Annotated in this window: 21 protein-coding genes and 1 tRNA gene; 18 read left to right on the top strand and 4 right to left on the bottom strand. The window is 68.8% G+C overall.

The window, feature by feature from the left end; translation table 11 throughout:
* The first annotated feature begins 1 nt into the window (after position 1).
* The 18 genes from nifN to Q8S30_RS08465 all read left to right on the top strand — a co-directional run bounded on the left by nifN (position 2) and on the right by Q8S30_RS08465 (position 14,870).
* Positions 2-1,387, top strand: coding sequence for a nitrogenase iron-molybdenum cofactor biosynthesis protein NifN (gene nifN / locus Q8S30_RS08550; protein WP_305665587.1), 1,386 nt, complete (start codon positions 2-4; stop codon positions 1,385-1,387).
* The gene (gene nifX, locus Q8S30_RS08545) at positions 1,362-1,844 is read left to right on the top strand and encodes a nitrogen fixation protein NifX (RefSeq protein ID WP_305665586.1); all 483 of its coding nucleotides are present in this window, start codon (positions 1,362-1,364) and stop codon (positions 1,842-1,844) included. The genes nifN and nifX overlap by 26 nt, the downstream gene beginning before the upstream one ends.
* Positions 1,844-2,317, top strand: a complete 474-nt coding sequence (locus Q8S30_RS08540) for a NifX-associated nitrogen fixation protein (RefSeq protein ID WP_305665585.1) — start codon at positions 1,844-1,846, stop codon at positions 2,315-2,317. The genes nifX and Q8S30_RS08540 overlap by 1 nt, the downstream gene beginning before the upstream one ends.
* A gap of 172 nt (positions 2,318-2,489) precedes the next feature.
* Entirely contained in the window at positions 2,490-2,699 is a 210-nt protein-coding gene (locus Q8S30_RS08535; RefSeq protein ID WP_305665584.1) for a CCE_0567 family metalloprotein, read from the top strand.
* A gap of 2 nt (positions 2,700-2,701) precedes the next feature.
* Entirely contained in the window at positions 2,702-3,007 is a 306-nt protein-coding gene (fdxB, locus tag Q8S30_RS08530) for a ferredoxin III, nif-specific (protein ID WP_305665583.1), read from the top strand.
* Complete coding sequence (locus tag Q8S30_RS08525; protein ID WP_305665582.1) at positions 2,991-3,536, top strand: nitrogen fixation protein NifQ; 546 nt, start codon at positions 2,991-2,993, stop codon at positions 3,534-3,536. The genes fdxB and Q8S30_RS08525 overlap by 17 nt, the downstream gene beginning before the upstream one ends.
* A gap of 143 nt (positions 3,537-3,679) precedes the next feature.
* Positions 3,680-4,000 carry an iron-sulfur cluster assembly accessory protein gene (locus Q8S30_RS08520; protein ID WP_305665581.1) on the top strand — a complete coding sequence of 107 codons (321 nt, stop codon included), beginning with the start codon at positions 3,680-3,682 and terminating at the stop codon, positions 3,998-4,000.
* An 11-nt stretch (positions 4,001-4,011) separates the two neighbouring features.
* Positions 4,012-4,797: an iron-sulfur cluster assembly scaffold protein gene (locus tag Q8S30_RS08515; protein WP_305665580.1), complete on the top strand. Its 786-nt coding sequence runs from the start codon at positions 4,012-4,014 to the stop codon at positions 4,795-4,797.
* Between the two features lie 8 nt (positions 4,798-4,805).
* Positions 4,806-6,011, top strand: coding sequence for a cysteine desulfurase NifS (nifS, locus tag Q8S30_RS08510; RefSeq protein WP_305665579.1), 1,206 nt, complete (start codon positions 4,806-4,808; stop codon positions 6,009-6,011).
* Positions 6,008-7,159: a homocitrate synthase gene (nifV, locus tag Q8S30_RS08505; protein ID WP_305665578.1), complete on the top strand. Its 1,152-nt coding sequence runs from the start codon at positions 6,008-6,010 to the stop codon at positions 7,157-7,159. The genes nifS and nifV overlap by 4 nt, the downstream gene beginning before the upstream one ends.
* A gap of 24 nt (positions 7,160-7,183) precedes the next feature.
* Entirely contained in the window at positions 7,184-7,531 is a 348-nt protein-coding gene (gene nifW / locus Q8S30_RS08500; RefSeq protein ID WP_305665577.1) for a nitrogenase stabilizing/protective protein NifW, read from the top strand.
* 167 nt (positions 7,532-7,698) lie between these two features.
* On the top strand, positions 7,699-8,985 hold the full coding sequence (gene rpoN, locus Q8S30_RS08495; protein WP_305665576.1) for an RNA polymerase factor sigma-54: 1,287 nt from the start codon (positions 7,699-7,701) through the stop codon (positions 8,983-8,985).
* Positions 8,986-9,282: 297 nt separating this feature from the next.
* Positions 9,283-11,040 carry a nif-specific transcriptional activator NifA gene (gene nifA / locus Q8S30_RS08490; RefSeq protein ID WP_305665575.1) on the top strand — a complete coding sequence of 586 codons (1,758 nt, stop codon included), beginning with the start codon at positions 9,283-9,285 and terminating at the stop codon, positions 11,038-11,040.
* A gap of 152 nt (positions 11,041-11,192) precedes the next feature.
* Complete coding sequence (gene nifB / locus Q8S30_RS08485; RefSeq protein ID WP_305665574.1) at positions 11,193-12,698, top strand: nitrogenase cofactor biosynthesis protein NifB; 1,506 nt, start codon at positions 11,193-11,195, stop codon at positions 12,696-12,698.
* 15 nt (positions 12,699-12,713) lie between these two features.
* On the top strand, positions 12,714-13,445 hold the full coding sequence (locus tag Q8S30_RS08480) for a 4Fe4S-binding leucine-rich repeat protein (RefSeq protein WP_305665573.1): 732 nt from the start codon (positions 12,714-12,716) through the stop codon (positions 13,443-13,445).
* Positions 13,446-13,459: 14 nt separating this feature from the next.
* Entirely contained in the window at positions 13,460-13,816 is a 357-nt protein-coding gene (locus tag Q8S30_RS08475) for a nitrogen fixation protein NifZ (RefSeq protein WP_305665572.1), read from the top strand.
* Entirely contained in the window at positions 13,813-14,028 is a 216-nt protein-coding gene (gene nifT / locus Q8S30_RS08470) for a putative nitrogen fixation protein NifT (protein WP_305665571.1), read from the top strand. Before Q8S30_RS08475 ends, nifT begins: the two co-directional genes overlap by 4 nt.
* The gene (locus Q8S30_RS08465; RefSeq protein WP_305665570.1) at positions 14,025-14,870 is read left to right on the top strand and encodes an SIR2 family protein; all 846 of its coding nucleotides are present in this window, start codon (positions 14,025-14,027) and stop codon (positions 14,868-14,870) included. The genes nifT and Q8S30_RS08465 overlap by 4 nt, the downstream gene beginning before the upstream one ends.
* 51 nt (positions 14,871-14,921) lie before the next feature.
* Here the strand turns inward: Q8S30_RS08465 and Q8S30_RS08460 are convergent, their stop codons facing one another.
* The 4 genes from Q8S30_RS08460 to Q8S30_RS08445 all read right to left on the bottom strand — a co-directional run bounded on the left by Q8S30_RS08460 (position 14,922) and on the right by Q8S30_RS08445 (position 18,128).
* The gene (locus Q8S30_RS08460) at positions 14,922-16,493 is read right to left on the bottom strand and encodes a cryptochrome/photolyase family protein (protein WP_305665569.1); all 1,572 of its coding nucleotides are present in this window, start codon (positions 16,491-16,493) and stop codon (positions 14,922-14,924) included.
* On the bottom strand, positions 16,490-16,657 hold the full coding sequence (locus Q8S30_RS08455) for a DUF2256 domain-containing protein (RefSeq protein ID WP_305665568.1): 168 nt from the start codon (positions 16,655-16,657) through the stop codon (positions 16,490-16,492). The genes Q8S30_RS08460 and Q8S30_RS08455 overlap by 4 nt, the downstream gene beginning before the upstream one ends.
* A gap of 307 nt (positions 16,658-16,964) precedes the next feature.
* Positions 16,965-17,039 (bottom strand) — tRNA-Asn (locus Q8S30_RS08450).
* Positions 17,040-17,237: 198 nt separating this feature from the next.
* Positions 17,238-18,128 (bottom strand): MBL fold metallo-hydrolase, encoded by an 891-nt coding sequence (locus tag Q8S30_RS08445; RefSeq protein ID WP_305665567.1) that lies wholly within the window; start codon positions 18,126-18,128, stop codon positions 17,238-17,240.
* Between the last annotated feature and the right edge of the window lie 5 nt (positions 18,129-18,133).

Raw genomic sequence — 18,133 nt, 5'->3', positions numbered from 1 at the left:
CATGGCCCGTCTCGTTACCGCAAGGCACGCCGTCTCGACCAACCCGCTGAAAAGTTCAGCCCCGCTGGGGGCGGCGCTGGCCTATCTGGGTATCGAGGGCTCGGTGCCATTGCTGCACGGGGCGCAAGGCTGCACCGCCTTCGGGATGGTGCATCTGGTGCGGCATTTCAAGGAAGCGGTGCCGCTGCAGACCACGGCGATGAATGAGGTAACCACGATCCTTGGCGGCGCCGAGCAGATCGAGGAGGCCATCGAGAACATCCGCAAACGCGCGCAACCGCGCTTCATTGGCATTGCCTCGACCGCGCTGGCGGAAACCCGGGGCGAGGATGTGGCGGGCGAGTTGCGCGAGATCCTGGCGCGGCGCCGCGATTTCGATGCGACGCGGGTGGTCTATGCCGCGACGCCCGATTTCGACGGCGGGCTGCAGGATGGCTGGGCCAAGGCGGTGGAGGCAATCGTTTCGGCGCTGGTTCCCGCCACCCAGCAGCGCGACCCCGATCTGCGGCAGGTGACGCTGCTCTGCGGCAGCCACCTGACCCCGGCCGAGATCGAGGAACTGGTGCGGATGGTGCGGGCCTTCGGGCTGGAGCCGCTGGTGCTGCCCGATCTTTCGGGCTCGCTGGACGGTCATGTCTCGGGCAACTGGTCGGGCACCTCGCTGGGGGGCACGCCGGTGGATCGTATTGCGCTGGCCGCGCGCTCGGTCTGCACGCTGGCGATTGGCGAGCAGATGCGCGGCGCCGCGCGGATCATCGAAGACCGCGCCATGGTGCCGGCGCAGGTGTTTCCGGCGCTGACCGGGCTGAAGCCCGTCGATGGTTTCGTGCGCGCGCTGATGGAGATGTCGGGCACACCAGAGCCGCCGCCCTCGATCCGGCGCGACCGGGCGCGGCTGATGGATGCGATGCTGGATGCGCATTTCTTCACCGGCGGGCTGCGGGTGGCGATTGCCGCCGATCCCGACCTGATGTTCGGCCTTGGCACTGCGCTGGCGGCGATGGGGGCAGAGATTGTCGCCGCCGTCACGACCAGCCAGCACAGCCCGGTGATCGGCCAGATGCCCTGCGAAACGGTGATCCTGGGCGATCTGGGCGATTTCGAACGTGCCGCCCGCGTCGGGGACGCGCAGATCCTGATCACCCACAGCCACGGCCGCCACGCCGCCCATGCGCTGCACCTGCCGCTGCTGCGGGTGGGCTTTCCGGTCTTCGACCGGATCGGCGCGCAGGATGCCTGCCGGTTGGGCTATCGCGGCAGCCGCGCCTTTCTTTACGAGATCGCCAATGCCGTGCAGGCGATCCACCACCGCCCGCGCCCCGAAGATTTCGGCGCGACACCGCCCCCCGAGGAGTTCTCTCATGTCCCGCACTCTGCGCCTTGTTGAGGCCGACGCCGCGCCCCCCGCCGAAAAGCCGTTGCGCGTGGCCATCGTCTCCAACGATCTTGAATATCTCGACGCGCATTTCGGCTCGGCGCGCAAGATCGTCGTCTATGACGTCTGGAAGACCGGCGCCCGCTTTGTCGAGGTGCATGACTTCTCGCTGCCGACCGACCAGAAGGGCCGCCATGACGAGATCGAGGACCGCATCGGCCCCAAGATCGCGGCGCTGGACGGCTGCGTGCTGGTGTTTGCGCTGGCGGTGGGCGGGCCTTCGGCGGCGCGGATGGTGCGGGCCGGGATGCACCCGATCAAGCGCAAGCAGCCAGAGCCGGTCGCCGATGTGATCGCGCAGGTGCAGGTGATGCTGAACGGCTCGCCGCCACCTTTCTTGCGCAAGATCCTCGGCACCTTCGAGAAGCCTGATTTTTCCGCCGATTTCGACCCCGAGGAGGGCCCCTGATGCAGACCGAAACGATGCATGAGCCGCGCGGCGGCGAGATGATCGACAGCCCGTTTCTGGCGCAGCTGGCCGCCGTGATCCGGGCCGAGGACAGCCACGGGTTGTGGGACACCAAGCCGGTGGCAGAGCTGCTTGCCGAGTTCATCCTGACCGCCGAGGAACGCCGCCAGACCCCGATCATCGGCGATCCCGACCCCGATCTGATCTGGCGGCTGACGAAGTTCTACGATGCCGTCGGGCTGATGATCGAAAAGCGTAGCGGCTGCATGGCCAGCCAGATGCAGAAGATGCACCATGAGGGTTTCGGGCGGATCGTGCTGATCGCGGGGCGGCTGGTCGTGGTGTCCAAGCACCTGCGCGACGTGCATCGCTTCGGATTTGAAACATGGGCCAAGGTCGCACAGGCGGGCGAGGCGTTGGTCGAGGATGCGGTGGCGGTGATCGACACCTATCCCGATGCCGCCCGCGCCTGAGCCGGAGCCGCGCAGATGATCCGCATCAAACCGCTCCCCGCCTCGCCGCCGGACACATCGCCACGGCCAGCGGCAGAGCTGCACCCGCTCTGCCTTAAACCCGTTCCGGGCCGCACGCCGCTGTCGCGCTGGTTGCGCAGCGCGGCCGCCAAACCGCCGAAAAGGACCAGCCATGAGCCTTGAAGACCTCGAAGCGCAGGTGAAAAAGCTGTCGATGCGCGCCACCGATGCCAAGCTGGCGCTGCATGACCTGTCGGAAGAGCTGCCCATCGACTGGGAGAAGATCCCCGAAGTGGCAGAGCGGACCTGGACGGTGTTCCGCGATCTGGACGCGGCGCGCAAGGCGGTCAAGGACGCCAAGCTGGCCGCGAAGGGGGCCTGACGATGCCCGCAATCGCCTATACCCGCGGCGGCGCGGAATACGTCCCGCAGTACCTGACGGCCATCGACGCCGGAAAATGCATCGGCTGTGGCCGCTGTTTCAAGGTCTGCGGGCGCGGGGTGATGACGCTGCACGGGCTGACCGGGGACGGGCAGGTGGTGCAGCCGGGCAGCGACGAGTGGGACGAGCTCGAGGATGAGATCATCAAGAAGGTGATGGCCCTGATCGCCCCCGAGAATTGCATCGGCTGCGGCGCCTGCGCCCGGGTCTGTCCTTCTGATTGCCAGAGCCATGCGGCCCTGTCCTGAAACCGTGTCGCCGGATGCCGCCGAGGCCGCGCTCGGCTTCATCCTCGCCCATGCCCTGCGCGAGCAGGCAGCGGGGCTGGGGCCGGCGACCGCTTTGCTGGGCCTGTCGGGGGCGGAGCTGGTGGCCCTCGCCGCGCGCTGGCTGCCCGGCGCCGATCTGACCGGGATCGACCCCTCCGACGCCACCCGGCCAGCGCCGGTCCGTGATGTCGAGCAGCAGGCCATCGAGCTCCTGGTGCTGTGGCGCGCGGCGGGGGCGGGCCCCGAGGTGCGCTGGCTGGCGGCGATCCTGGCCCGCCGGTCGATGGAAAGCCGCCATCTGTGGGAGGATCTGGGTCTGCCCGCGCGGCCCGCGCTGACGCAGATGATCGCCCGCTTCCTGCCGGGGCTGGCCGCGGCCAATGCCCGGAACATGCGCTGGAAGAAGTTCTTCGCCCGCCAGATCTGTTCGGATGCGGCCTTCGCGCTGTGCCCGGCGCCGACCTGCGACGCCTGCGATGAACGCCAAAGCTGCTTTGCCACAGATTGACCGCTCCGCTTTTGTCGGATCAGGCGCGCAGGCGCCGTGTCGGGAATCCCCCATTGTCGGCCTGTCGCTTGCTGTGAAGGCCTCCGGCACCTGGCACGCTTCTTGCTGATCCTCTTCAAACCCCAAGCGCACAGGAGAGTATCATGATCGAGATCACCGAACCCGCCCGCAGCGCGATCAAGGCGGCGATCGACGGTGCCGGCCAGCCGGTCGCGGGCCTGCGGCTGATGGTGCAGTCTGGCGGCTGCGCCGGCCTGAAATACGGCATGGCATTGGAGTTGGAGGCGCAGCCCGACGATGCCGTGATGGAGCTCGGCGAGGTCACGGTGCTGATCGACCCGCAAAGCCAGGAACATCTGGCCGGGGCCACCATCGACTTCGTGTCGGGAATCGAAGGCGCGGGTTTCGTGTTCAACAATCCCAACGCCAAGAATGCCTGCGGTTGCGGCAAGTCCTTTTGCTAGGGGGTGCGGCGATGCTGGACTATGGCGAAAAGGTCCGCGATCACTTCTTCAACCCGCGCAATGCCGGGGCGCTGGCCGGTGCCAATGCGGTGGGGGAGGCAGGTTCGCTGCAGGGCGGTGACGCGCTGCGGTTGATGCTGCAGATCGACCCGGCCAGCGAGCGGATCGAGGCGGCGCGGTTTCTGGCCCTGGGCGGCGGATCGGCGATTGCATCGTTCTCGGCGCTGACAGAGCTGGTGATCGGTCAGTCCCTCGCCACAGCGCAGCGGCTGAGCGAAGGCGATATCGCCGAGGCGCTTGGCGGGTTGCCGCCCGAACGGATGCGCGGCCCGGCGCTTGGACGGCAGGCGCTGACCGCCGCAATCGCGGCGTTCCGGGGCGAGGCGGTCGCCGAGCCGCCCGCCCCGCGCCGCGCGCCGCCCCCTGCCACCATCGCTTATGCCGCGCGGCTGGCGCGGGGCGAGGCGGGGCCCCCCGCGGCCCATCCGCTGCTGGCCGCGCGCCGGCTGACGGCTCCTGCCGCGCCGGTGCCCCTTGCCCCGGCAAGCGCGCCCATCGCCGATGCGGGCGAGACCGGCGCCGCAATCGCCCGGATCATCGAGGAGATGCGCCCGGTGTTCCAGCGCGACGGCGGCGATATCGAACTGCTGGCGGTCGATGCCGGCCAGGTCTTCGTGCATCTGTCCGGCGCCTGCGCCGGCTGCATGATGGCCGGGCACACGCTGAGCGGGCTGCAGGCCAGGATCATCGCCACGCTGGGACGGCCCATGCGGATCATCCCCACCGGCAAGGCATGAGGCCGCCGATGCCCCACCCCGCGCCGATCTATCTGGACCACAATGCCACGACCCCGGTCGCCCCGGCGGCGCTGCAGGCGATGCTGCCCTATTTCAGCACGCATTTCGCCAATCCCTCCTCGGGCCACAGCCTCGCGGCGGCACCGGCCGCGGCCCTGCGGCAGGCGCGCCGCTCCGTGCAGGCGCTGATCGGGGCGGCATCGGAGCAAGAGGTCATCTTCACCTCGGGCGGGACCGAGGCCAATGCCACCGCCCTGCGCTCTGCCCTTGGCGCGATGCCGGGGCGGCGCGAGATCGTCACCTCGGCCGTTGAACATCCCGCGATCCTTGCGTCCTGCGACGCGCTGGAGCGGCAGGAGGGCGTGATCGTCCACCGCATCGGGGTGGACGGGCAGGGGCTGCTGGATATCGACGCCTATCGCGCGGCACTGTCGGACCGGGTGGCGCTGGTCTCGCTGATGTGGGCCAATAACGAGACCGGCACGATCTTCCCGGTCGAGGGGCTGGCGGAACTGGCGCACCGCGTCGGCGCGCTGTTTCACACCGATGCCGTGCAGGCGGCGGGCAAGCTGCCGATCCGTGTGCAGGACACCGAGATCGACATGCTGTCGCTGTCGGCGCACAAGTTCCACGGCCCCAAGGGCGCCGGCGCGCTCTATCTGCGGAAGGGCACCGGCTTTGCGCCGTTGCTGCAGGGCGGCAAGCAGGAACGCGGGCGGCGGGCGGGGACCGAGAATACCCCGGGCATCGTGGGCATGGGCGCGGCAGCGGATCTGGTGGCGGCCGATCTGGCGGAGGCCCTGCCGCGCATCGCCGCGCTGCGGGACCGGCTGGAGGCAGGGATCATGGCAGCGGTCAGCCATGCCGTCGTGCTTGGCAATCGCCATGACCGTCTGGCCAATACCAGCTGCATCGCCTTTGGCTATGTCGAGGGCGAGGCGATCCAGCTGCGGCTGGACCGGGCGGGGATCTGCGTCTCCACCGGATCGGCCTGCGCCTCGGGCGCGGTGGAGCCCAGCCATGTGGTGCGGGCGATGCGGGTGCCTTTCACCGCCGCGCATGGCGCGATCCGGTTCTCGCTGTCCGCCGCGACGACCGGGGCCGAGATCGACCGGGTTCTGGCGGTGCTGCCCGGCATCGTTGCCGATCTGCGCGCGATGACGCCGTTCTGGGCCGATGGCGCGCCCGCCGTCGCGGCGGGGGGCGGGCGATGACCGGGGCGGGCCACCGGACGCTGGCGCTGTGCGACACCACGTTGCGCGACGGAGAGCAGACGGCGGGGGTCGCGTTCTCGCTGCGCGAGAAATGCGCGATTGCCCGGGCGCTGGATGCGGTGGGCGTGGCCGAGATCGAGGTGGGCATCGCCGCGATGGGGTGGGCCGAGGTGGCCGAGATCCGCGAGATTTGCGCAGCGATCACCCGCGCGGTGCCAGTGGTCTGGTGCCGGTTGCGCCTGACCGATCTGGACATGGCGCAGAAGACCGGGGTGAGGCGGGTGCATTTCGCCGTGCCCACTTCGGAAAACCAGCTGGCCGGAAAGCTGCGGGTGGACCGTGACTGGGTGCTGCGCGAAACCGCGGCGGCGGTCTTCTGCGCGACCGAACGGGGGCTGGAGGTCTCGGTGGGGGCAGAGGATGCCAGCCGCACCGACCCGGAGTTCTTGCTGCGGCTGGCCGAGGTCGCGGCCGGCGCGGGGGCGATCCGGCTGCGGATCGCCGACACGCTCGGCCTCCTCGACCCGCTGGCGGCCTACCGGATGGTCAGCGCGCTGGCGCCGCGCATCCCGCTGCCGATCGAGTTTCACGCCCATAACGACTTTGGCATGGCGACCGCCAACACGATCATGGCCGCCCATGCGGGGGCCTCGCATCTGTCGGTGACGGTGAACGGGCTGGGGGAGCGGGCGGGTAATGCCGCGCTGGAAGAGGTGGCGGCGGCGCTGTCGGCGGGCGGCATCGCCACCGGGATCGACCTGTGCGCGCTGCCCGCGCTGTCGGAGCTTGTCGCCCGCGCCTCGGGCCGGGCGCTTTCGCCGCAAAAGCCGATCACCGGCGCGCTGGTTTTCACCCATGAATCGGGCATCCATGTCGATGCGATCCTGAAGCGCGCCGACACTTATGAAGACCCGCGCTGCGCCCCCACCCGCTTTGGCCGCGAGCGGCAGATCGCCATCGGCAAGCATTCTGGCGTCGCTGGCCTGCGCGCGGCGCTGGCGCAGGCGGGGTTGCCCGCCTCGGAAGACATCGCGCTGCGGATCAAGCCCTTGCTGCGCGCCCATGCGATCCGGGTCAAGCGCCCGGCCAGTGCCGATGACCTGCGACGGATGGTGGCGCGGCTCGGCCGCCAGCCGCTGGCCGACTGACCCCCAAGCGAAAGGATGCCCGCAGTGACGCAAGCGACCCCCGCCCCGACCCTCCTCGACACGTTGGCGCGCCTCTCGGCTGCCGAGGATCTGTTCGACTGCCTTGGACTGGATTACACGCCCGAGGTGCTGAACGTCTCCCGGCTGCATGTGATGAAGCGCTTCGGCGCCTATCTGCGCGAGACCGATTTCACTGGGCTGGACGCCGAAGAGGTGGCCAGCCGCTGTCGCGCCGCCCTCAGCCGGGCGCATGAGGATTTCGTAATCTCGAGCCCGCTTCAGGAAAAGGTCTTCAAGGTGTTCGAGACCAAGGCCAGCGAACGCAAGGCCGCCTTCGTCAGCCTCGACAGCCTCGCCATCGTCAAGTCCTGACCGGAGGAGTGCCGTTGCCCCGATCTGGCCCGCACATCTGCACAAACCGCCAAAGCGCTCCGCGCCTTGGCCGCCGGGTGCCGAAAAACCCCGCACTGCGCGCATCGGCCGGCGCGGGCTGTGGGCGCGCTGCCGCAAGACCGGCGCAGCGGGAGTAGGATCGCGTCATGGAGATGATGCAGACGCTGTCACATCGCCAGACCCTGCAGATGGGCGGGCAGATGCTGCATTCGCTCAGCATCCTTGGCATGTCCTCGCAAGACCTGGCCGAGCATCTGGTCGAGGCGGCGCGCAGCAACCCCTTTGTCAGCTATCGCCCGCCGCCCGCCTTTGCCGCCCGCACCAGCGCGGATTTCGACGCGATGGCGGCCGTGGCCGCGCACCGGCCCTCGCTGATGGCGTATGTGGTGGAGCAGATCGACCTGGCCTTCTCCACCGCCGCCGACCGGCTGCTGGCCCTGCATTTCGCCGAGGCGCTGGAGCCGACCGGCTGGCTGGGGCAACCGGTCGAGGCAATCGCGCTCGCTGCCGGGGTCAGCCTGCCGCGGGCGCTGTCGGTGCTGGGGGTGCTGCAGGGGTTTGAGCCCACCGGCCTTTTTGCCCGCGACCTGTCGGAATGCCTGCTGCTGCAGGCGCGCGAGGCGGATATCCTGACATGGGAGGTGGAAACGCTGATCGCCAATCTGGGGCTGCTGGTCCAGAACCGGCAGCGCGAGCTGGCCGATCTGTGCGATTGCGATCTGGCCGACCTGCCGCTGATCCTGCGCCAGATCCGCGCGCTGAACCCCAAGCCCGGGCTGGCCTTCGACCATGACCCCGCGCCGGTGTTTCCGCCCGATCTGATCGCCTCGCAGGGTGCCGAGGGTTGGCGGGTGGAGCTGAACCGCGCCACTTTGCCGGCGATCACCGTGCAGGAGGGCCGGCTGGCGGACGGCTCTGCCGATCCCGTCGCCCGCGCGGCGCGGCGCAAGGCACTGGCCGAGGCGCGGGCGCTGGCGCTGGCGCTGGAGCGGCGCGGCGATACGCTGCTGCGCGCCGCCGCCGTGCTGGTGGCACGCCAATCGGGCTTTCTGGACAGGGGGCCCGCGCATCTAGTGCCGCTGACGCTGGACGATGTCGCGACCGAGCTTGGCCTGCACGCCTCGACCATCAGCCGGGCGGTTGCGGGGCGGATGATCCAGACCGGGACGCGGGCGCTGCCGCTGCGGGCCTTCTTCTCGCGCGCTCTGCCCGGGCAATGCGGCGGCGAGCCGGTGTCGCGCGATACGGCGCTGGATTTCGTCGGCCGCGTGGTGGGCGGCGAAGACCCGGCGAACCCGCTCAGCGATGATGCGATTGTCGGGCTGGCCGATCAGGCGGGGCTGCAGATCGCCCGGCGGACGGTCGCCAAATACCGCGCCACGCTGGGGCTCGCCTCGTCCTATGAGCGGCGGCGTCAGGCGGTTGGCGGGTGAGCAAGGCTCTCTCGCATCCGATCCGCGCCACGCTTTGCAGCGCCGCGGCGCGGTCTGCCGCAAAGTCGGGCACCGCGCGGATCAGAGCCCGGGTTTGTTGCGGCAATCCGTCCCGATCCCGCAATTTCCGTCACGAGATCGCGGCGGTCGGCCGCATGATGGATACGGGAGGAAACCATGCGGGCGGCGAGGTGCGGGCCTTGCGCCGGGCGGGCCGGATGGCCTGCCGCAGGCCCATCCCGGCTGCCGCGACCCAACGCTCTGCGCGCGCCAACAGCGCTGAACTCAGGTGATGCGATGACCGAACCGAGGCACCACGAGGCGATCCAAGGGCAGCCGAGGCAGGCAGCCGCCGGCCCGATGGCAGATCGGCTGGTGCTGGATGCCATCTACCAGATCGCCAAGCAGTTCGCCGCCGCCCCCGACCCGATTGCCGAGATGGCGTCGATCTTCAACGTCCTGTCCTCGTTCCTCGACCTGCGCCACGGGGTACTGGCGCTGCTGGCCGAACCGGGCGAGGCGGGCGCCGGGCCGAACCCCTATGTGATCGCGGTGACGGCCTTCCGGCGCGAGGAGGGGGCCTTGCCCGGCGAGGTGCTGCCCGATGCCGCGGCGCGGATCGTGTTCCGCTCTGGCGTGCCCTTCGTTGCCTTCGACGTCGAAGAGGAGTTCGGCCCCGAGGCGGTTCCGACGCGCCTGCGCGACGGCCGCCAGACGCTGATCGCCGTTCCGGTGCGCGACCCCGAGCGCAGCCATTTCGTGCTGGGGGTTGTGGCGGTCTATCGCAGCCATGGCCGCCAGCAGGCGCGGTTTTCCGATGCCGATGTGCGGGTGCTGACCATGGTCGCCTCGCTGCTGGAACAGGCGCTGCGGTTCCGCCAGCGGGTGGCACGCGACCGCGACCGCGCGCTGGAGGATACGCGGCGGATGCTGCAGTCGGTCAGCGAACAGCGCGGCGTGGCCCCGGCGCCGGTCACCATCGACGGCATCATCGGCGCCAGCCCGGCCATCACCGACGTGATCGCCCAGCTCAAGCGGGTGGCGAACACCAGGACGCCGGTTCTGCTGCGCGGGGAAAGCGGCACCGGCAAGGAGCTCTTCGCCCGCGCCGTCCATTCGCAATCGCCGCGCGCCAAGGGGCCGTTCATCCGCGTCAATTGCGCGGCTTTGTCGGAAAACCTGCTGGAATCGGAGCTGTTCGGCCATGAGAAGGGCGCCTTCACCGGGGCCAATGCGCTGAAGAAGGGCCGCTTCGAGCTGGCCGATCGCGGCACGCTGTTTCTGGACGAGATCGGCGAGATCAGCCCGGCCTTCCAGACCAAGCTGCTGCGGGTGCTGCAGGAGGGCGAGTTCGAGCGGGTCGGCGGGGTGCACACGATCAAGGTGGATGTGCGGATCGTCGCCGCCACCAACCGCGATCTGGAGGATGCGGTGGCGCGCGGGCAATTCCGCGCCGATCTGTACTTCCGCATCTGTGTGGTGCCGATCGTGCTGCCGCCGCTGCGCAGCCGCAAGAGCGATATCAAGCCGCTGGCACAGCTGTTCCTGGACCGGTTCAACGCGCAAAATGGTACCAGCGTGCGCTTTGCCGCCGATGCCTTCGATGAGATCTGCCGCTGCAAGTTCCCCGGCAACGTGCGCGAGCTGGAAAACTGCGTCAACCGCGCGGCGGCGCTGTCGGATGGCGTGATCGTGCTGGCGGATGAGCTGGCCTGCCGGCAGGGGTCGTGCCTGTCCTCCGAGCTGTTCCGCCTGCAAGAGGGCGCCTCGCCGATTGGCGGGCTGGCGGTCGGGCATCTGATCACGCCTTTGGTGCGGCTGCCCGCGCCTACCCCCCCGCCCGTGCGGGACTTGCCAGCCCCGCCGGTGGAGGTGGCAGAGCCCGAAGACGTGATGCTGCGGCGCAAGACCGCCAATATCACCCGCGACGAGCTGATCCATGCGATGGAAAGCGCGGGCTGGGTACAGGCCAAGGCGGCGCGGCTGCTGGGGATGACCCCGCGCCAGATCGCCTATGCGCTGCAAAAGCTCGAGATCCCGATCCGCCGGATCTGATCCGTCCCACATCCCCCAAGTCCCACATCCCCGTCTTGTCGGCTTGCCGACAATGCAAGGCGCCTTTGTGCCGTTTGTGCGCCCGCAGGGCTGGCACGGTTCTTGCTGCATCCCCTCAGAACCGGGCCGTCACCACAACTGGAGGGAATGCCATGTCTGCCAATGTGATCTCGCTGGATGCGCTGTCGGTCGGCTCGCGTGACCGGCTGAGGGAGGATATGGCCGCCACGGCCGCCGGCGGGGGTTGTTCCGCCTCGAGCTGCGGATCGAAACAGGCGCCTGAGGATATGGACCCGGCGACCTGGGCCAAGGTCAAGGACCACCCGTGCTATTCCGAAGAGGCGCATCACTATTTTGCCCGGATGCATGTGGCGGTGGCCCCGGCCTGCAACATCCAGTGCAATTACTGCAACCGCAAATATGACTGCGCCAATGAAAGCCGCCCCGGCGTGGTGTCGGAACGGCTGACGCCCGCCGAGGCGGCGCGCAAGGTGATCGCGGTGGCCAATAAGGTGCCGCAGCTTTCGGTTCTGGGCATCGCCGGGCCGGGGGATGCCGCCTATGACTGGACCAAGACCCGCGAGACCTTTGGCCGCGTCGCCGCGCAGATCCCCGACATCAAGCTGTGCCTCAGCTCCAACGGCCTGTCGCTGCCTGACCATATCGACGAAATCGTGGGCATGAATGTCGACCATGTCACGCTGACCATCAACATGCTGGACCCCGAGATCGGCGCGCAGATCTATCCGTGGATCTTCTACCAGCGCCAGCGCATCTGGGGCGCCGAAGCCAGCCGCATCCTGCACGAGCGGCAGATGCTGGCGCTGGACATGCTGGTGGCGCGGGGGGTGCTGGTCAAGGTGAACTCGGTGCTGATCCCCGGCATCAACGACGCGCATCTGATGGAGGTGAACCGCGAGGTGAAGCGGCGCGGGGCCTTCTTGCACAACATCATGCCGCTGATCTCGGCCCCCGAACATGGCACGCAGTTCGGGCTGACCGGCCAGCGCGGCCCGACCGCGGCAGAGCTGCGCGCGGTGCAGGAGGCCTGTGCGGGCGGGGCCAACCTGATGAAGCATTGCCGCCAGTGCCGCGCCGATGCGGTGGGCCTGCTGGGCGAGGATCGCGGGCAGGAATTCACCCTGGACCGGCTGGAGGACGACCAGACCTATGACCCGGGGCACCGCGAGACCTATCGCGACTGGGTCGGGAAGGAGCGCGAGGATCGCCGCGCGGCGGCGGCCGAGGCGCAGGCGCAGACCGGCGGGCTGGTGGTTGCCACCGCCCCCACGCTGCTGGTGGCGGTGGCAACGCAGGGCGGCGGGCGGATCAACCAGCATTTCGGCCATGCCAGCGAGTTCCAGATTTTCGAGGTCGATGCCGAGGGTGTGCGCTTTGCCTTTCATCGCCGCTGCGACAATTACTGCGTCGGCGGCGCGGGCGAGGAGGACCGGCTGGAGCGGGTGATCGCGGCGCTGGAGGGGATCGACACGGTGCTCTGCGCCAAGATCGGCGATTGCCCGCGCGACACGCTTGCCGCCGCTGGGATCACGGTCAGCGCCGAACATGCCTTCGACTATATCGAAACCGGGGTCAGCGCCGTCTATCGCGCCCGGATGGGAGATGCCGCCCTGCAGGCCCGGGCGGACAGCGCTTGAGCGGCGGGCCGCGTCATGCCCGAGGGGCCGCCTCCGGTCGATTGGCAGGGCGAGCCGCTGGACTGCGGCGCCTGCCGGTTTCGGCCGCGGCGGGACTCGGGACGCTGCGGCCTTGGCTGGTCCTGCGCCCATGACCGCTATGCCCGCCGGATCGAGCGGTTCTTCGTGCTCAACCCCGACATGGCCGACGATTGTCTGGGCCATTCCTATTTCGAGACAAGGATGAGCGCCGCCCGCCACGCCTCGGTGTTTCGCCTGACCCGGCTGCTGGGGGACGAAGACCCAGCGGTGCGGGGCATGGCGGTGCTGCGCCTGCCGGTGGCGCAGGCCGAGCGGCTGATGAAGGACCCCGACCGGCAGGTGCGCATCGCGGTGGCCTACCGGCTGGCCCCCGACCGGCTGCTGCCGCTGGTGCAGGATCGCGAGGGCGCTGTCCGGCTGGTGGTGGCGCGGCGGGCAGAGCCGGGGATGCTGCCGGTGATGATCGCCGATCCCGACCCCGAGGTGCGCGAACTGGTTGCCACAAGGATCGCGGTGGACTGGCTTCACCGGTTCCGCGCCGATCCCGACCCGCTGGTGCGGCGCGCGGCGGCGCTGCGCCGGCCCGCGCTGTTCCTGCGCGACCCCGATATCCGCGTGCGCCATGCGGTGGCCGAAGAGGCCGGGCCAGAGCTGCTCTGCGCCCTGCTGGACGATCCCGAACCCCTGATCCGCGAGACCGCCGCCGCGCGGCTTGCCCAACCCTGACCCCGGAGGCTGCCATGTCCACAGATGACCGCGAGATCGAGGTCTACCGCGCCCCCGCCCATCGCCCCGGCGACCGGGTGATCGCCCGCAAGCATGTCAAGAATGACGGCACCATGGTCGGGCACGAGATCGGCGACATCGTCGTGAAGAAAGGCGATGTCGGCTATGTCCGCGATATCGGCGTGTTCCTGAGCCAGTTCTACATCTACGCCGTCGATTTCGTCGCCCGCGGCTCCATCGTCGGGATGCGTGAGCGCGAGCTGCTGGCCGATGGCCCGAAGGCCGCGCCCGAGGGTGACCGGCCGGCGCTGCAGGCGCATATCGTCACCCGCGAAATGCTTGCCCGGACCGCGAAGGAGGCCCGCCCATGAAGATCATGATCCGGCAGACCCCGAAGGGGCTGGAAGCCTATGTGCCGAAGAAGGACCTCGAGCTGATGGTGGCCGAGCAGGAGGTGCCCGGCCTCTGGGGCGGATGGGCGCGGCTGTCGAATGGCTGGGTCTTCGCGATGCCCGCCTTTGCCGCGCCCCCCACGCTGCCGGTCACCGTCGAGGCGCGCAAGCTGTCGGGGGATGAGGCATGAGCGGCGATCTGGCCGTGCTGGATGCCGCCCTGGCCGAGGTGGGGGCAGGGGAGCGCATCGCCTATCTGGGGCCAGAGGTTTCGGCGCTGGCCGGCGGCACCGCCCCTGGCACGCGCGCCGAGCTGTGCAGGCGGCTCGAGGCAGAGGTGCGGGTGCCGCGCCGCGCCTCGGGCGATCTGTGGGCGGTGGCGCAATATATCGAAAGCCGCAAGTTCCGCGCCACATTGGATGCGATGGTGCGCCGCGCCTTTGCCCCGGGTCCCGGCGCGGAAAGCGCGGCCAATCCGCTGCATGACTGGTTGGCCCGGCTGCGCCCGCCGATGGTGGTGGACACATGGTATGATGACGGGCTGCTGACCGCCTTTGAACGGGCGGGCGCGGGCTGGGGGCTGGTGCAGGGAGTCAGCCGCGCCGGCGGCTGGACCGAGGCCTATACCCGCGCCTATGACGCCAGCGGTGCCGAGGTCGCCGCGCCGGATCCCGATTGGCCGACGCTGATCTACAAGCCGCATGGCCTTGCCCGCCCCGGGTCGTCCTTCCTGATGTCGGACAGCGATTATGTCGAGGTGCTGACCGAGATCGATATCCAGACCCCGATCCCCGAGGAGGTGCGGCACCGCCGCACCGGCCGCCCGTTCCTGTTTCTGGGCTGCCGCTTCGATGACCAGCTGCTGCGGATCTATGCCCGGCAGATCACCAAACGCTCGGGCTCCGGCCATGTGGCGGTGCTGCCCGGCCCGCTCAGCCGGATGGAGGAGCGGTTCATCGCCGAACTGGGGATCCGCCGCCTCGACCTGGGGCTGGACGCGGTGATGGACCGGCTGACCGCCCCGGCGGGTTGAGGCGGGCGGCGGTGCGAGAGAGATTGCGGTATTGAACCCGGTGCGCCTGTTTCACGGCCTGTCGCCCGGCTTCGGCTCGGCGACGGGAGTTTCGGTCTTGGTCCAGACCGGCAGGCTTGCCAGAAATGCCTGTGAAGACCGCGTGATGCCGCCTCTCTGCTCCTCCGGCATCTTCGACAGGGTTTTGTAAGGCATCGCCATGCGCGGGTTGGGCGACAGGACCGCTTCGTTCTCGATCAGGAAGTTCCAGTAGAGATAGTTGAAGGGGCAGGCCCTCGGCCCCAGCTTGATCTTGGGATCATAGGAGCATCCTTTGCAGTAATCCGACATCCGGTTGATATAGGCGCCCGAGGCGGCATAGGGTTTCGACCCCATCCGCCCGCCATCGGCATGCATCACCATGCCATGCACATTCGGCAACTCGACCCATTCGTAGGCATCGGCATAGACCGCCAGATACCATTCCTCGATCTGCGGCGGCGACACCCCGGCCAGCAGGGCGAAGTTGCCGGTAACCATCAGGCGCTGGATGTGATGGGCATAGGCATGGCGGCGGGTAGTGCCGATGCAGTCGGCCATGCAGTGCATCTGCGTCTCGCCCGTCCAGTAGAGCGCGGGCAGGTCGCGGGCGGCATTGAGGTGGTTGGTCTGCGCATAGCCCGGCATGCCCGTCCAGTAGATGCCGCGCACGAACTCCCGCCAGCCGAGGATCTGGCGGATGAACCCCTCCACCGCGTTGATCGGGGCCTCGCCGGTTCGGTAGGCCGCCTCGGCCCGTTCGCAGACCTCGCGCGCGGTCAGGAGGCCAACGTTGAGATAGGGCGAGATCAGGCTGTGATAGAGGAAATTTTCGCCCGCCTTCATGGCATCTTGGTAATCGCCAAAGCCCGGCAGGCAATCGGTGATGAAATGGTCCAGCGCCTCCAGCGCGTCCTCGCGGGTGACGGCCCAGCCGAAGGGCGTGAGGTCGCCGAAGTGATGGCCAAAGCGGCCTGCCACGAGGGCCAGCACCTCGCTTGTGATCGCGTCGGGCTCAAACCGGCGGCGCGGCGGGGGCTGGTGGCCGCGGGGCAGCGACTTGCGGTTCTCGGGGTCGAAGTTCCACTGGCCGCCCTCCGGGCCATCCGCCCGCATCAGAAGGCCGGTGCGGCGCCGCATCTCGCGGTAGAAGAACTCCATCCGGCTGGTCTTGCCGGTCTTGGCGAGGGCGGTGAACTCGGCGCGAGAGCAGAAGAAGCGGTCATCGGGGCGGATGTCGGTCCGGCAGATCAGATCCCAGTCCTGCATCATCTGCAGCACCCGCCACTCGCCGGGCTCGGTGACGACGACCGAGGTGGGCGCGTGACGCGCCACCGCCCGGGCAAGCTCGCCGGTGAAACTGTGGGTGTTGTCAGGATCGTCCAGTTTTACATATTCAACATTCAGGCCTTCCGCCCGCAGGGTTTCCGCGAAATGCCGCATGGTTGATAGCACAAACGCGATCTTTTGCTTGTGATGCGGCACATAGCGTGCCTCCGCTGCGACCTCGACCATCAGGACCATATCGTGCGCCGGGTCGATATCCGCCAGCGACGACAGGCCGCGCGTCAGCTGGTCGCCCAGAACGAAGCGCAGCCGGGTCATGCCTGCGCCCTCGGTCGCCCGGTTTTCGCGGCGCTGCGGCAGCGGTCAGAGCAATGGGTCACCTGCTCCCAATCCCGCTCCCACTTCTTGCGCCAGTTGAAGGGCAGGCCACAGGTCACGCAGATCTTGGTCGGAAGGTCGGATTTCTTGCGCATCTTGGGCATCTGGCGGTCCTGCGGCTTGGAGTGCTGGCCCCTCATATGGCGCGCGTTTTGGGGATGACCACCGGATATATTTGAAGTGCGAGCGGGATTTGCGTCTGGCTTGTTGACGTCAACCGCGCTGCAAACGTTCAGGCCACAGAGCCGCGGAGAGCTCACCTTCGACTTCTGATGGCGATGACGGTTCGTGCCTTATCAGGCGCATGCACCGTATGGCCGCCAAATCGTCTGGCAATGTGTGACACCCTTGTGTGACACATCGGAGCAAGATCAAGAAAATCGTAGCAACTTCAACGACTTGCGGAAGTTTTGGCTCCGGCGGTAGGGATCGAACCTACGACCAATTGATTAACAGTCAACTGCTCTACCGCTGAGCTACGCCGGAACACGGGGCGGATATAGCCGCGTGGTGGGGGGGTGTCCAGAGGGTTTCGTGACATTCTTGAGTCGGGCTTGCATGAGGCCTGCGGTGGGCTGGCTCGGGGCGCACGGTTGGTTCGGCGCGGGGTGTTTGCAGGATTGGGCTGAGCTGCAGGCGCATCGCTCCGTCCGCCAGCGCGCCCTCTTACCCGCGCCCGCCCTCTCACCCGCGTTCGAACACCGCCTCGGCGCTCAACACCCCCTGCGGCGCGATCAGCCCGCGGTCCGACAGGTCGACCAGATGCGCCAGCACGTTGCGGGCGGCGGCGCCAAGAAGGGCCGGGGGTGTGGCGGTGTAGATCCGGGCTGCCAGCGTGGCGGCATCGGCGGGGGCGCCGGTCAGGGCGGCCAGCACCTCGGCCTCGCGCTGGCGGCGGTGGGCGGCGAGTTCGGCGATACGGGCGGCGGGGTCAGGGATGTCGGGGCCGTGGCCGGAATGGGCGACCTGCGCGCCGATGGCCGCCAATCGGTCCAGCGAGGCCATGTATTGCGCCACATCGCCATCGGGAGGCGAGATCAGCGAGGAGGACCAGCCCATCACCTGATCGCCGGTGAACAGCCGCTCCCCCCAGACGAAGCTGAGGTGGTTGCCGAAATGGCCGGGGGTGTGCAGCGCGGTCATGCGCCAGCCGTCGCCGGAAATCTCGGCACCATCGGCCAGCACCTCATCGGGCGCGAAGCCGTTATCGACGCCCTCGCCGCCACCTGCCCCCACCAGCCGCGCCATCACCGGCGAGCGCCCGGCCAGCGCGTCGCCAAAGGCCAGCACCGGCGCGCCGGCCATTTCCGCGAAAGGTCGCGCAAGCGGCGAGTGGTCCAGATGCGCATGGGTGACGAGGATGTGGCTCACCGTCTCACCCGGGCCGAGCGCGGCAAGGATCGCGGCCAGATGCGTGGGCAGGGCGGGGCCGGGGTCGATCACCGCCACGCGGCCTTCCCCGACGATCCAGGTATTGGTGCCCTGCAGCGTCATCGGTGAGGGGTTGGGCGCCAGAACCTGCCGCAGGCCGGGCGCCACCTGCCGGACCTGCCCGGCCACCAAGGGATCTGCCATCTTTC

Source organism: Frigidibacter sp. (assembly GCF_030695035.1).
Lineage (GTDB): Bacteria > Pseudomonadota > Alphaproteobacteria > Rhodobacterales > Rhodobacteraceae > Frigidibacter.
Note: the sequence above shows the minus strand (reverse complement) of the source record. Positions and strands in the feature narration are given on the sequence as shown.

What these genes read in the sequence shown, in the direction of transcription:
- nifN (WP_305665587.1), top strand. Translation starts at nt 2, where the DNA reads ATGGCCCGTCTCGTTACCGCAAGGCACGCCGTCTCGACCAACCCGCTG.
- nifX (WP_305665586.1), top strand. Translation starts at nt 1,362, where the DNA reads ATGTCCCGCACTCTGCGCCTTGTTGAGGCCGACGCCGCGCCCCCCGCC.
- Q8S30_RS08540 (WP_305665585.1), top strand. Translation starts at nt 1,844, where the DNA reads ATGCAGACCGAAACGATGCATGAGCCGCGCGGCGGCGAGATGATCGAC.
- Q8S30_RS08535 (WP_305665584.1), top strand. Translation starts at nt 2,490, where the DNA reads ATGAGCCTTGAAGACCTCGAAGCGCAGGTGAAAAAGCTGTCGATGCGC.
- fdxB (WP_305665583.1), top strand. Translation starts at nt 2,702, where the DNA reads ATGCCCGCAATCGCCTATACCCGCGGCGGCGCGGAATACGTCCCGCAG.
- Q8S30_RS08525 (WP_305665582.1), top strand. Translation starts at nt 2,991, where the DNA reads ATGCGGCCCTGTCCTGAAACCGTGTCGCCGGATGCCGCCGAGGCCGCG.
- Q8S30_RS08520 (WP_305665581.1), top strand. Translation starts at nt 3,680, where the DNA reads ATGATCGAGATCACCGAACCCGCCCGCAGCGCGATCAAGGCGGCGATC.
- Q8S30_RS08515 (WP_305665580.1), top strand. Translation starts at nt 4,012, where the DNA reads ATGCTGGACTATGGCGAAAAGGTCCGCGATCACTTCTTCAACCCGCGC.
- nifS (WP_305665579.1), top strand. Translation starts at nt 4,806, where the DNA reads ATGCCCCACCCCGCGCCGATCTATCTGGACCACAATGCCACGACCCCG.
- nifV (WP_305665578.1), top strand. Translation starts at nt 6,008, where the DNA reads ATGACCGGGGCGGGCCACCGGACGCTGGCGCTGTGCGACACCACGTTG.
- rpoN (WP_305665576.1), top strand. Translation starts at nt 7,699, where the DNA reads ATGGAGATGATGCAGACGCTGTCACATCGCCAGACCCTGCAGATGGGC.
- nifA (WP_305665575.1), top strand. Translation starts at nt 9,283, where the DNA reads ATGACCGAACCGAGGCACCACGAGGCGATCCAAGGGCAGCCGAGGCAG.
- nifB (WP_305665574.1), top strand. Translation starts at nt 11,193, where the DNA reads ATGTCTGCCAATGTGATCTCGCTGGATGCGCTGTCGGTCGGCTCGCGT.
- Q8S30_RS08480 (WP_305665573.1), top strand. Translation starts at nt 12,714, where the DNA reads ATGCCCGAGGGGCCGCCTCCGGTCGATTGGCAGGGCGAGCCGCTGGAC.
- Q8S30_RS08475 (WP_305665572.1), top strand. Translation starts at nt 13,460, where the DNA reads ATGTCCACAGATGACCGCGAGATCGAGGTCTACCGCGCCCCCGCCCAT.
- nifT (WP_305665571.1), top strand. Translation starts at nt 13,813, where the DNA reads ATGAAGATCATGATCCGGCAGACCCCGAAGGGGCTGGAAGCCTATGTG.
- Q8S30_RS08465 (WP_305665570.1), top strand. Translation starts at nt 14,025, where the DNA reads ATGAGCGGCGATCTGGCCGTGCTGGATGCCGCCCTGGCCGAGGTGGGG.
- Q8S30_RS08460 (WP_305665569.1), bottom strand. Translation starts at nt 16,493, where the DNA reads ATGACCCGGCTGCGCTTCGTTCTGGGCGACCAGCTGACGCGCGGCCTG.
- Q8S30_RS08455 (WP_305665568.1), bottom strand. Translation starts at nt 16,657, where the DNA reads ATGCCCAAGATGCGCAAGAAATCCGACCTTCCGACCAAGATCTGCGTG.
- Q8S30_RS08445 (WP_305665567.1), bottom strand. Translation starts at nt 18,128, where the DNA reads ATGGCAGATCCCTTGGTGGCCGGGCAGGTCCGGCAGGTGGCGCCCGGC.